At 75.6% G+C, this 12322-nt stretch carries 12 protein-coding genes; 7 read left to right on the top strand and 5 right to left on the bottom strand.

Features of this window, described 5'->3' with window-relative positions:
• The first annotated feature begins 110 nt into the window (after positions 1–110).
• From BM237_RS15010 to BM237_RS29340, 4 genes are all read left to right on the top strand, one after another.
• Positions 111–989 (top strand): DeoR/GlpR family DNA-binding transcription regulator, encoded by an 879-nt coding sequence (locus tag BM237_RS15010; RefSeq protein WP_093850139.1) that lies wholly within the window; start codon positions 111–113, stop codon positions 987–989.
• A complete protein-coding gene (locus BM237_RS30430) occupies positions 986–1210 on the top strand; it encodes a hypothetical protein (RefSeq protein ID WP_425443699.1) in 225 nt (74 codons plus the stop codon). The genes BM237_RS15010 and BM237_RS30430 overlap by 4 nt, the downstream gene beginning before the upstream one ends.
• Positions 1211–1414: 204 nt before the next feature.
• Entirely contained in the window at positions 1415–1774 is a 360-nt protein-coding gene (locus tag BM237_RS29960; RefSeq protein WP_245793631.1) for a hypothetical protein, read from the top strand.
• A 175-nt stretch (positions 1775–1949) separates the two neighbouring features.
• Positions 1950–2408 (top strand): ATP-binding protein, encoded by a 459-nt coding sequence (locus BM237_RS29340; protein WP_175541015.1) that lies wholly within the window; start codon positions 1950–1952, stop codon positions 2406–2408.
• Positions 2409–2465: 57 nt separating this feature from the next.
• Here BM237_RS29340 and BM237_RS14990 read toward each other — a convergent pair whose 3' ends face one another.
• Positions 2466–3698, bottom strand: coding sequence for an ROK family protein (locus BM237_RS14990; RefSeq protein ID WP_093850138.1), 1233 nt, complete (start codon positions 3696–3698; stop codon positions 2466–2468).
• A gap of 306 nt (positions 3699–4004) precedes the next feature.
• On the opposite strand from BM237_RS14990, the gene BM237_RS14985 reads away from it, so the two are divergent.
• Complete coding sequence (locus tag BM237_RS14985) at positions 4005–4793, top strand: AfsR/SARP family transcriptional regulator (protein ID WP_093850137.1); 789 nt, start codon at positions 4005–4007, stop codon at positions 4791–4793.
• Between the two features lie 293 nt (positions 4794–5086).
• On the opposite strand, the gene BM237_RS14980 is transcribed toward BM237_RS14985, so the two are convergent.
• Positions 5087–6253: a geranylgeranyl reductase family protein gene (locus tag BM237_RS14980; protein WP_093850243.1), complete on the bottom strand. Its 1167-nt coding sequence runs from the start codon at positions 6251–6253 to the stop codon at positions 5087–5089.
• A 210-nt stretch (positions 6254–6463) separates the two neighbouring features.
• Between BM237_RS14980 and BM237_RS14975 the strand changes: the two genes are divergently transcribed.
• A complete protein-coding gene (locus BM237_RS14975) occupies positions 6464–7828 on the top strand; it encodes a dipeptidase (protein WP_093850136.1) in 1365 nt (454 codons plus the stop codon).
• Between the two features lie 51 nt (positions 7829–7879).
• On the opposite strand, the gene BM237_RS14970 is transcribed toward BM237_RS14975, so the two are convergent.
• Together BM237_RS14970 and BM237_RS14965 are read right to left on the bottom strand one after the other, a co-directional pair.
• The gene (locus tag BM237_RS14970) at positions 7880–8935 is read right to left on the bottom strand and encodes an NUDIX domain-containing protein (RefSeq protein ID WP_093850242.1); all 1056 of its coding nucleotides are present in this window, start codon (positions 8933–8935) and stop codon (positions 7880–7882) included.
• Between the two features lie 145 nt (positions 8936–9080).
• Positions 9081–10022 carry an ROK family protein gene (locus BM237_RS14965; protein ID WP_093850135.1) on the bottom strand — a complete coding sequence of 314 codons (942 nt, stop codon included), beginning with the start codon at positions 10020–10022 and terminating at the stop codon, positions 9081–9083.
• Positions 10023–10231: 209 nt separating this feature from the next.
• Between BM237_RS14965 and BM237_RS14960 the strand changes: the two genes are divergently transcribed.
• Positions 10232–11230, top strand: coding sequence for a LacI family DNA-binding transcriptional regulator (locus tag BM237_RS14960; protein ID WP_093850241.1), 999 nt, complete (start codon positions 10232–10234; stop codon positions 11228–11230).
• A 94-nt stretch (positions 11231–11324) separates the two neighbouring features.
• Here BM237_RS14960 and BM237_RS14955 read toward each other — a convergent pair whose 3' ends face one another.
• Positions 11325–12287 carry an electron transfer flavoprotein subunit alpha/FixB family protein gene (locus BM237_RS14955; protein WP_093850134.1) on the bottom strand — a complete coding sequence of 321 codons (963 nt, stop codon included), beginning with the start codon at positions 12285–12287 and terminating at the stop codon, positions 11325–11327.
• Positions 12288–12322: the final 35 nt, after the last annotated feature.

Genomic DNA, 12322 nt, shown 5'->3' with positions numbered 1-12322 from the left:
CCGCGGCCGCGTGGAAGGATGGGGCCGAACAGATGCCCGTATCCGCGCACACGGCCGCGCGGGCGATCGCGTGTGCGGCCGCCGGTGGACGAGAAGGGACGGACCAGCAGGTGGGCGACAACCAGAACCTCCTGGCGGAGCAGCGGCGCGCGCTCATCCTGGAGGAGGTCAGGCGCCGCGGCGGGGCGCGGGTCAACGAGCTGACCCGCAGGCTCAACGTCTCGGACATGACCGTGCGCCGCGATCTGGACGCGCTGGCGCGGCAGGGCGTGCTGGAGAAGGTGCACGGCGGGGCGGTGCCGGTGTCGGGGACGAGCACGCACGAGCCGGGTTTCGAGGCGAAGTCGTCGCTGGAGCAGCACGCCAAGGAGGACATCGCGCGGGCCGCCGCGGCGATGGCGGCCCCGGGCGGCGCGATCGCGCTCTCCGGGGGCACGACGACGTACGCGCTGGCCCGGTGCCTGCTGGATGTGCCGGATCTGACGGTGGTCACCAACTCGCTGCGGGTCGCGGACGTCTTCCACACCGCGCAGCGCGCGGACGCCTCGCGGGGCGGCCGCCCGGGGGCGGCGACGGTGGTGCTCACCGGCGGGACGCGCACCCCGTCGGACTCCCTGGTGGGGCCGGTGGCGGACGCGGCGATCGGCTCGCTCCATTTCGACGTGCTCTTCCTCGGTGTGCACGGCATATCCGCCGAGGCCGGGCTGTCCACGCCCAATCTGGCCGAGGCGGAGACCAACCGCCGTCTGGTGCGTTCCGCACGGCGGGTGGTGGTCGTCGCCGACCACACCAAGTGGGGGACGGTGGGCCTGAGTTCGTTCGCCTCCCTGGCGGAGGTGGACACCCTGGTGACCGACGGCGGCATGCCGGAGCGGACGCGTGCGGAGATCCGCGAGGCGCTGCCGGAACTGGACCTGGTGGTGGCGGACGGAGAGCCCGGCGGGTGGGAGGGGCACGGCGGCGGGAACCTACCGGAGGAGCGCTCATGACACGCGAGCCGGAGCGGGTCGGCGCCGGCTTCGTCCGTACCGCCCCCGTGCGGCTGGTGTTCACCGCGCGGGCCGCCGCGCCGCCGGAGGCCGTCTGCGCGGCGGCGGCCGCTTCCTGGAGACGGTCGTGGCCGCGGAGCCCGCCGAGCGCTACGCCTACCGCGTCGACGCGGTGGGTGTCCCCGGTGCGCGGGCTGGACCGGCGGGCCGGACGCGCGTAGCGCTTGCGGGGCGCGTGCGGCGCGCCGCACGTACCGCAGTGCGCGTAGTGCGGTACGCACACCCTGGCGTGTCGGGCCCGGCGGGTGCAGACTTCATGGCAGGGCAGGACAGGACGGACAGGGCAGCACCCGGTGGGGGTGGCGCCGGCGGCGGCCCGGCCGTGGCGGCGGGCCGGCGGTGACGAAGGTGGGAGGCGTTGCGCTGTGACAGAGCCCGATTTCAGTGCCACCGGAGTGCGGATAGCGCGGTGGCTGCGGTCCCTCACCCGGGCCGGGCAGATCGTCGTCCGCGACGGGCGGATGGTGCTGCTGACCAGTTACGGCCGGGAGATCGACAGCGCGCCGGTCGAGCAGGTCCGCGTCAGCGAGCCGTGGTACGCCGCGCGCGGACAGGCCCTGGCGGCCGTCAACGGCACCTGGTACGCGCTGCGCCTGAAGGGACAGACGAGCGACGGCCTGGTGGCCGCGCTGCGCGGTGCCCGCGCCCGGTCGGGCGGGGCGCCGGGGAGGTCCGGCGCTCCGAAGATCGCGGTGGAGCGGCGCGCGGCCCCGGCCGACGGCTGAGACGCCCGGGGTCCGGTGGGCGCCCGCCGGGCACACCCACCCGGAAAGATTGCCCGATTTGCACCTTTTGTTGGTCTGAATCACGCTGATGTCTGTGCCGTAGCGGCCGTCAGTGCGCCTGACGCTCTCTCCTCCGTCGTCCGGACACCCCCAACCCTCCCAGGGAGCCGCAGTCGTGATCAGTCACCCCAGCACGTCCGGCCGGCAGCGGACGGTGGAGTTCCAGGCCCTTCCCTCCCGGGCCGGCCAGATCCGCCGCATCGTGTCGGCCCTGCTGCGTTACTGGAAGCTGGACCCGCTCGTCGGCCCGGCGGCCGACGGCGTCGCCGAACTGCTGGCGGGGGCCCGCCGGCAGGCGGGCCCGGACGGGCGCTGCACCGTGGAGATCGCGCTGCTGCTGGACCGGCTGACGATCTCCGTGCGCGACCGTCCCCCGCAGCCCTCCCCCGCCCACGCCACGGGGGCGCTCCTGGCGGGCGGACCGCGGCCGGCACCGCGCGACCTCGCCGCCGACGGCGGGGCCGCGCGGATCACCCTGCCGGTACCGGTGCCCGCCGCACCGGCCGCTCCGGCCCCGGAAGCGGCCCTCCCTCCGGGCCGCGCGGCCCTGGCCGAGCCCCTGCAGCACGCCTGACGGGCGCCGGGGCCCCGGCGTCGCCACCCGGGCCCCGGCACCCCGGGCAGACCCGGATCAGCCCCGCGCCGCCGTCATGGGGTCGTCCAGGACCGGCTGCCAGGCCAGCTCGGCGGCGCCCACCAGGCCGCTGTAGTCCAGTTCGCAGGCGAGTACCGGCACCTTGCCGCTGCGCCCCCACAGACTGCGCTCGGCGATGACGCTCCGCAGCCGCTCGGCGTCCGCCTCCAGCAGGGCGCGGTGCAGCCCGCCGAGGATGATCCGGTCCGGGTCGAGGATGTTGACCAGACCGGCCAGGCCCAGGCCGAGCCGGTCGATGAGCAGGTGCGCGGCGTCGCGTACGGCCGGATCGGTGGCGTACTCCGTGCGCAGCAGCTCCAGGGCGCGCTTGAGCAGACCGGTCTCCGGGCCGGGCTCCCGGCCGGCGGCCTCCAGGAAGGCCAGCGGGTCGGTCTCCACGTCCAGGCAGCCGCGCCCGCCGCAGTGGCAGGGCCTGCCGTCCGGGTCCACGGTCAGATGGCCGACCTCCAGGGCCAGCCCCGAACTGCCGGTGTGCAGACGGCCGTCGAGGACGAGCGCGCCGCCGACACCGCGGTGCCCGGTGGCCACGCACAGCAGGTCGCGGGCGCCACGGCCCGCGCCGTGGCGGTGCTCGGCCAGAGCGATGAGATTGACGTCGTTGGCGGCGAATCCGGTCGCCGGCGCCTCGCCGGACGGCCCGGTGACACCGGCCTCGGCCAGGCAGCGGGTGAAGATCTCCCGCACCGGCGCTCCCGGGGGCCAGGCCAGGTGCAGCGGGTTGAGGGCGGTGCCCTCCGGCTCGGCGACCGCGGAGGGCACCGCCAGGCCGGCGCCCAGGCAGCGCCGCCCGGTCTCGCGCAGCAGCCCGGCCCCGGCGCCGACGACCTCGGTGAGGACCTGGGCCGGATCGGCCTCCACGGTCACGGCGCCGGGCACGGTGGCGACGATCCGGCCGCCGAGCCCGACGAGGGCGGCGCGGAACCCGTCCGCGTGCACCTGGGCCGCCAGGACGACCGGGCCCCCGGGGTCGACCGACAGCCGGTGGGAGGGGCGGCCCTGGGAGCCGGCGGCGACGGCCGGCCGGGAGTCGACGGTGATCAGCCCGAGCGCCTCCAGCTCCGCGGCCACGGCTCCGGCGGTCGCCCGGGTCACACCGAGCTCCGCGGTGAGCACGGCGCGGGTGGGCGCGCGTCCGGTGTGCACGAGTTCCAGCGCCGGGCCGAGGGCGCCGCGGCCTCTCTCCAGCTTTGTTGTACGCGTCGGGGTCACCGTCCCATTCTGGCTTTGTATCCACCACGAACAAAGCGGGGTGGTCCGACCGCCGCGAACGGGCCGGAGCACACCCTGGCACACTGCCTCCAGCCGGGTGCGTTCCGCCCTCCCCCGCGGGCGGCGGCTCGGGGGTTCGCCCCGTGGGCCCCCCGCCTCGCGCCGCGGAGCCGGCCGCCGCGGGCAAGCGGGTCACCGCCGGGGGAAGGCGCAACCCGCCCGCCCGCGGCACACCGGCCTTCGCGGGAAGATCCACTGGAAAACCGTCCAGGACGTAGGCTCATTCGGGGCGGTGAGGGAGGGCACATGGCTGAGGGTCTGCGATTCGAACTGCTCGGTCCGCTGCGCGCCTTGCGCGGGGGCGACGAGGTGCCGCTGGGACCGCCCCGGCAGCAGGCGGTGCTCGCCGTCCTGCTGCTGCAGGAGGGGCGGCCGATGTCGTACGACGCGCTGGTGAGCGCGGTCTGGGGCGGCGAACCGCCGTCGCACGCGAGGAACCTGGCCCAGAAGTACGTCTCCGGTCTGCGCCGGGCCTTCGCGGCGGCGGGCGGGGGCGGCTCGTCCCCGGAGCTGGTGTGGACCGGCAGCGGCTACCGGATCGAGAACGCCGGGATCGACGATCTGGCGGAACGGCGGACGCTGCTGCGCGAGGCGCTGTCCGCGCGCGAGTCGGGCGACCTGCGCCGGGCGGGCGCACTGGCGAGACAGGCGGAGGAGCTGTGGCGCGGCGAGTTCGCCGAGGGGCTGGCCGGCCCCTACCTGGACGGTGAGCGGCGTCGCTGGGCGGAGAAGCGGCTGATGGTGCTGGAGACCCGGCTGGAGGGCGATCTGGAGCTGGGCCGGTACCGCGAGTGCGTCCACGAGCTGGCGCGGCAGGTGGCCCGGCACCCGCTGCGCGAGCGGCTGGTGGGGCTTTCGATGCTGGCGCTGTACCGCTGCGGCCGCCCCGCGGAGGCGCTGGCGGCCTACGAGGAGGCCCGGCGCCGGCTCATGGACGAACGGGGGGCGGAGCCCGGCCCCGCGCTGCGGGAGCTGCACGCGCGGATCGTGCGCCAGGACCCCTCGCTGCTGCCGGAGTCGGCGCTGGCGTCCTGAGCCCGGCACGGCCCGGCCCCCGGGGAGGGAGCGTGAGCTCTGGCCGCCCGCGGCCAGGAACCCTCCTCGGGGCCGGGCAGGCCGAACAGCTGGGCCCAGGCCGCGATGAGCCCCGCGGCCACGGGGCGGGCAGGTCGAGGCCGAGCAGTCCCATGGGCCGGTCGGCGTCCTCGGCACCGGGCCGGCCTCCAGCGGCGGGGAGCTGCCGGCCGTGGCCGACCGGCACCCCGTCTTCCGGATCACCCGGTGGGGACGAACCGGCGACCGGGGTGCCGGGAGGCGGCACTCGGCACTCAGTGGCCCATTCTCTCCAGGGCCCGCTGAGCCAGGGGGTGGGTGCGGACGAGCTCTCCGAGGCTGGTCGTCCCACGGGTGACCCTCGCGAAGGCGTTCCACGCCGGGCGGAAGCCGGTGAGCACCGCGTGCAGCAGCTTCGGGCGGCGGGCGAAGACGGCGTGCATCCGGCTGCCCACGCCCATCTCCACGCCCAGCCCCGACTTGACGGCGAAGGCGTAGTTGAGGGCCTGGCGGCGGGCGTCCACCGCGTCGTGCGCCTCGGCGACCCGTACCGCCCACTCCCCCGCCAGCCGCCCGGAGCGCAGGGCGAAGGAGATGCCCTCACGCGTCCAGGGCTCCAGCAGCCCGGCCGCGTCGCCGCAGACCAGGACCCGGCCCCGGGTCAGCGGGGAGTCCGCCGAGCGGCAGCGGGTGAGGTGGCCCGAGGAGATCGCGGGCTCGAAGCCGGCGAGCCCGAGGCGGGCGATGAAGTCCTCCAGATAGCGCTTGGTCGCCGCGCCCTCGCCACGGGCGGAGATCACCCCCACCGTGAGCGTCTCCCCCTTGGGGAACACCCAGCCGTAACTGCCGGGCAGCGGGCCCCAGTCGATGAGGACGCGGCCCGCCCAGTCCTCGGCCACCGACGGCGGCACCGGGATCTCCGCCTCCAGCCCCAGGTCCACCTGGTCGACCTTCACCCCGACATGGGCTCCTATCCGGCCGGCGCTGCCGTCCGCGCCGACCACGGCACGGGCCAGGACGGTGCGGCCGTCCGCGAGGACCACGGCCACGGTGCGCCGGTCGGGGACGGCGGGGCCGTGCTGCTCGACGCGGGTGACGGCGGCGCCCGTCCACAGCTCCGCGCCGGCCTTCTGCGCGGACTCCACCAGCGCGTGGTCGAACTCGGGCCGGTTGACCAGCCCGAACAGCATGTTCCGGGAGCGCCGGGTGCGGGCGAACCTGCCGTCCAGCGAGAAGGTCACCGCGTACACCCGGTCGCGCAGGGGCAGTTCGAAGCCGGGCGGCAGGGCGTCCCGGGAAGGCCCGATGATGCCTCCGCCACAGGTCTTGTAGCGGGGGAGTTCCGCCTTCTCCAGGAGCAGGACCCGGCGTCCGGTGACGGCCGCGGCGTACGCCGCGGAGGCTCCGGCCGGCCCCGCTCCCACCACCACCACATCCCACACCGGGTTCTGCCGGTCCGTGCCCTCGGCGCCCTCGGCGCTTTCCCTGCTCACGTGTGTTACCGCTCCCGCTCGGCCGCTTCCGGTTATCGCCGCATCCTAGTGCCGCGTCCCCCCGGATCCCCTGTGGGATCATCGGCACCACACATCCGCCTGTACGTACGGTGATCCCGCCCACAGGCACACAACGCGGTACCACGAAGGAGCGTTCCCATGGCGCACGACGCATTGGCAGCCACCGTAGCCTCGCTGATGCCCCGGGCCCGTACCGAGCTCGGCGAGCTGGTGGCCTTCAAATCGGTCGCCGACCCGGCCCAGTTCCCGCCCGAGGAGTGCGCGGGAGCGGCCCGGTGGGTGGCGGACGCGCTGCGCGCCGAGGGCTTCACCGACGTGGCGCTGCTGGACACCCCGGACGGCACGCAGTCGGTCTACGGCTTCCTGCCCGGTCCGGCCGGCGCCCCCACCGTGCTGCTGTACGCCCACTACGACGTGCAGCCGCCGCTGGACGAGGACGCCTGGCTCTCCCCGCCGTTCACGCTGACCGAGCGTGACGGGCGGTGGTACGGGCGCGGCGCCGCCGACTGCAAGGGCGGCTTCATCATGCATCTGCTCGCGCTGCGCGCCCTGAAGGCCGACGGCGGGGTGCCGGTGAACGTCAAGGTGATCGCCGAGGGCTCCGAGGAGATGGGCATGGGGGGCCTGGAGCTCTACGCCGAGGCGCACCCGGAGCTGCTGACCGCCGACGCCATCGTCATCGGAGACTCCGGGAACTTCCGCGCCGGTCTGCCGACCGTCACCGCGACGCTGCGCGGGATGACCATGCTGAAGGTCCGGGTGGACACCCTGGAGGGCAATCTGCACTCCGGGCAGTTCGGCGGCGCCGCCCCGGACGCGCTCGCGGCCCTCGTCCGGATGCTGGACTCGCTGCGCGCCGAGGACGGCTCGACGACCGTCGACGGGCTGTCCTCGGACGCCTCCTGGGAGGGCCTGCAGTACCCGGAGGAGGACTTCCGCAGGGACGCCAGGGTGCTCGACGGGGTGGAGCTGATCGGCTCGGGCACCGTCGCCGACCGCATCTGGGCCCGCCCCGCCGTCACCGTCCTGGGCATCGACTGCCCGCCCGTGGTCGGCGCCACCCCGTCGGTACAGGCGAGCGCCCAGGCGCTGATCAGCCTGCGGGTGCCCCCGGGCACGGACGCCGCCGAGGCCACCGCGCTGCTCACCGCCCACCTGGAGTCCCACATCCCCTGGGGCGCGCGGCTGGCCGTGGAGCAGGTGGGCCAGGGCCAGCCGTTCAGCGCGGACACCACCAGCCCGGCGTACACCGCGATGGCCGAGGCGATGCGCGAGGCGTACGACGGCGCCGAGATGGCCACCGCCGGCATGGGCGGCTCGATCCCGCTGTGCAACACCCTGGGCAGGCTCTACCCCAAGGCGGAGATCCTGCTGATCGGTCTGAGCGAGCCGGAGGCGCAGATCCACGCGGTCAACGAGAGCGTCTCCCCGGACGAGCTGCGGCGGCTGTCGGTGACCGAGGCGCTTTTCCTGCGCAAGTACGCCGAGGCCGCGCTCGGCTGACCGGCCGCCGGTGCCGGGCGGCCGGACCCGCGCGATACGCGGTCCCGGCCGTCACGCGCCGACCGGTGTGCCCGCCTCCAGGTTGAGCGTGACGCCCCGCTCGCGCGCCCGCAGCGCCCAGCGCAGCCGCTCCATCCGCACCGGGGGCAGCATTCCGGCGGCCTCCCGCTCGGTGGCGAAGCGCCAGCCACGCAGTTCCGAGCCGGGAAGCAGCAGGCCGCGGGCGGCCTCGGTGGTCAGCCGGCCGCCGTCGAAGAGCAGCCGCAGACCGCCGTAGCCGGGCGGGCGGGGCGGCTCCCAGTCGACGACGAGCAGCCGGAGCGCGGTGTCCAGCCGCAGCCCCAGTTCCTCGGCCACCTCGCGCAGCCCGGCGCGGGCGGGCGGTTCTCCGGGCTCGACCACGCCGCCGGGGAACTCCCAGCCGGGCTTGTAGGTCGGGTCGACCAGCAGCACCCGGTCCGTCTCGTCGAAGAGGAGGACCCCGGCGGCCACGGTCTCCGCGGTCGGTTCCGGGGTCTGCACGATGTCGCAGGCGCCTTCCCCGGCACGTACCGCCTCCGCCACCTTCTCGGCGGTCCGCCGGGGGGTGAGGAAGGTGGCGTCGACGGTGTGCGCGTCGGCCCGGAGCCAGTCCGGCACCCGGTGGTGGGCCGCCGGGTGCCGGACCGGCTCCGGGCACCGGTCGTCCGCCGCGGCACCGGAGATGCCGTCCCCGGATGTCTCCCCGGCCTCCCCGCGCCGGGCGGCCCGCTCGCGGAGGATCGTTTCCTCTACGTCCAGGAGCACATGCCGCACGGGGATGCGGCGGGCCGCCAGCCCGCCGAACACCTCGTCGCGGTACTCCTGCCGCAGCAGCGTCATCGGCACCACCAGGGTGCCGCCCACCTCACCGTGGACGGCCGCGGCCGTGTCCACCACCAGCCGCCGCCAGGCGGGCAGGTCCTGGTGGTCCTGCACCTCGTCCAGACGTTTGCGCGGCAGGAGCGCGCGCAGCCCCGCGCCGATCAGGCCGGGGTCGAAGAGGTTGCTGTCCGGGAGCAGCTCGACCAGCTCACGGGCCGCCGCGGTCTTGCCCGCGCCGAAGGCGCCGTTCAACCAGACGATCACGGTTCCCCCCATTCCGTCGTCCCCGGTTCACTGCCCGCTCCACCCCGCCCCGGAAACGCGCCCCCGCGCCCCGTCCCACGCGCCGTCCCGCACGTTCCGTCCCACGCGCCGCACCGCACGCCCCGCCTCACGCGGGCCGGGGCTCTCACACGGGCCGGCCCAGCGCCTGTCGGCAGGCCGCTGCGGCCCCGACGAGGCCGGCCCCGGTGCCCGTGCCGGCGGGGACGACCTCCAACCCCCGGACGTAGGAGAGCGTGGCGTACTCCCCCAGTGCCCGGCGCAGCGGCGCGAACAGCACCTCGCCCGCCTGGGCCACTCCCCCGCCGATCACCGCGATCTCGATCTCGGCCAGCGCCGCGGTCGCGGCGATCCCGGCCGCCAGCGCCCGTGCGGCGCGCTCGAAGGAGGCCACGGCCACCGGATCCCCGGCCCGTGCGGCGGCGGCCACCCCGCGGGCGCTGGCGTCGCCGTCCGGTCCGGGCCGCCAGCCGTTCGCCAGGGCCCGGCGGGCGATGTTGGGCCCGCTGGCCAGGCCCTCCACACAGCCGCGCGCCCCGCACGGGCAGGGGTCGCCGTCGAGGTCCACGCTGATGTGGCCGATGTGGCCGGCGTTGCCGGTCGGTCCGGGGTGCAGTCTGCCGTCCAGGACCAGCCCGCCGCCCACTCCGGTGGAGACGACCATGCACAGGGCGTTGTCCCGGCCTCGCGCCGCGCCCTGCCAGTGCTCGGCGGCGGTGATCGCCACTCCGTCGCCCACCAGTGTCACGGGCATCTCCCCGACGACGGCGCGCACCCCGTCCACCAGCGGGTAGTCCCGCCAGCCGGGGATGTTGACCGGGCTCACCGTGCCCCGCCGGGCGTCCACCGGCCCGGCGCTGCCGATCCCCAGAGCCGCCACACGCGGCCACCGGGCCGCCGCCCTCAGCTCGCGGAGCACCCCGGCCACCGCCCGCATCACACCGTCGCCGGGCTCCCGCGCCGGGGTGGGGCGCCGGGTCCGCAGCAGCAGCCGCCCGCCGTCGTCCACCAGCGCGCCTGCGATCTTGGTTCCGCCGATGTCGAGGGCGGCGAGAAGATCCTGATCCATGGCCGGAGAGTCTCACCTATTTCTGACAACGTTGTCCACTCCGTCGGCCGGCTCTATGCTCTGAGGCCACCGACGCACGGGGACGTGCCGCGTGCGACCGTGTCACCGACCGCCGACCGCCGACCGCCGACGACAGGACGAGACTTCAAGTGGCCGACACCGCCCGCCCCGCCCGCGACCCCCGGCGCCGCTACGGGCTGCGGCCGACGATGAAGGACGTGGCCGCCCGCGCCGGGGTCGGCCTCAAGACCGTCTCCCGGGTCGTCAACGGCGAACCCGGCGTCACCCCCGACACCGAGCGCCGGGTGCGGGAGGCCATCACCGCCCTCGGCTTCCGCCGCAACGACAGCGCCCGCATCCTGCGCAAGGGCCGCACCGCGAGCGTCGGGCTGATCCTGGAGGACCTCGCCGACCCCTTCTACGCCCCCCTCAGCCGTGCCGTCGAGGAGGTCGCCCGGGCGCACGGGGCGCTGCTGATCAACGGTTCCAGCGCCGAGGACGGCGAGCGCGAGAGGGAGCTGGCGCTGGCCCTGTGCGCCCGGCGCGTGGACGGACTGGTGGTCGTCCCGGCCGGCGACGACCACCGCTATCTGGAGCCGGAGATCTCCGCCGGGATCGCCACCGTCTTCGTGGACCGCCCCGCCGCCCGCATCGAGGCCGACGCGGTGCTCTCCGACAGCTTCACGGGCGCGCGCGAGGGCGTCGCCCACCTCATCGCCCACGGTCACCGCAGGATCGGTTTCATCGGCGACCTGCCGCGCATCCACACCGCCGCCGAGCGGCTGCGCGGCTACCGGGCCGCGATGGCGCAGGCCGGGCTCGCGGTGGACGACTCGTGGGTCGCGCTCGGCCCCACCGACCCCGGACGCGTACGGGCCGACGCCGAGCGCATGCTGGCGGGGCGGGGGTCGGCCGCGGGACCGGTCACCGCGCTGCTGACGGGCAACAACCGGGTGACCGTCACCGTGGTGCGGGTGCTGGCCGGCCTGGAGCGGCGCGTGGCGCTGGTGGGCTTCGACGACTTCGAACTGGCCGATCTGCTGACCCCGCCGGTCACCGTCATCGCGCAGGAGCCCGCCCTGCTGGGCCGCAGAGCCGGCGAGCTGCTGTTCCGCCGGCTGGAGGGCTCGGGCGGGGAGCCGCGGCGCGTGGTGCTGCCCACCCGGCTGATCCCGCGCGGCTCGGGGGAGGTCCCTCCGCACTCCTGACCACGCCCGGAGCCGGTACGGACACGGCCGGGGCCGCGCGGGTCGGTTCACGATCCGCGCGGCCCCGGCCGCTGTCCGCCTTCCGCGGAGGGTGTCAGCCCTTGCGGGCCTTGACCTCCTCGGTGAGCTTCGGGAGGACCTCGAAGAGGTCGCCGACCACGCCGTAGTCGACCAGGTCGAAGATCGGGGCCTCCTCGTCCTTGTTGACGGCCACGATGGTCTTCGAGGTCTGCATGCCGGCCCGGTGCTGGATGGCGCCGGAGATGCCCGCCGCGATGTACAGCTGCGGCGAGACGGACTTGCCGGTCTGGCCGACCTGGTGGGTGTGCGGGTACCAGCCCGCGTCCACCGCGGCGCGCGAGGCGCCGACGGCCGCGCCGAGGGAGTCGGCGAGGTCCTCGATGACGGAGAAGTTCTCGGCGCCGTTGACGCCGCGGCCGCCGGAGACCACGATCGCGGCCTCGGTCAGCTCCGGGCGGCCGGTCGACTCGCGCGGGGTGCGGGAGACGACCTTGGTGCCGGTGGACTTCTCGCCGAAGGTCACCGACAGCTGCTCGACCGTGCCCGCGGCCGGGGCGGCCTCGGGGGCGGCGGAGTTGGGCTTGACGGTGATGACCGGGGTGCCCTTGGTGACGCGGGACTTGGTGGTGAAGGCCGCGGCGAAGACCGACTGGGTCGCCACCGGACCGGAGTCGCCGGCCTCCAGGTCGACGGCGTCGGTGATGATGCCCGAGCCGATGCGCAGCGCCAGGCGGGCCGCGATCTCCTTGCCCTCCGCGGAGGAGGGGACCAGCACGGCGGCCGGGGAGACGGCCTCGTAGGCGGCCTGGAGCGCGTCCACCTTCGGCACGACGAGGTAGTCGGCGAACTCGGGGGCGTCCGCGGCGAGCACCTTCACCGCGCCGTACTCGGCCAGCGTGGCGGCGGCGCCGTCGGCGCCGGCGCCCAGGTGCACGGCGACCGGGTCGCCGACGCGGCGGGCCAGGGTCAGCAGTTCGAGGGTGGGCTTGCGGACGGCGCCGTCCACGTGGTCGACGTAGACAAGGACTTCAGCCATGGGAGTTGCTCTCCTGCGAGGATTGCGAGGGCGGA

Source organism: Streptomyces mangrovi, from assembly GCF_900114215.1.
GTDB classification, from domain to species: Bacteria; Actinomycetota; Actinomycetes; order Streptomycetales; family Streptomycetaceae; genus Streptomyces; species Streptomyces barkulensis.
This window is presented reverse-complemented; position numbering and strand designations above follow the sequence as displayed.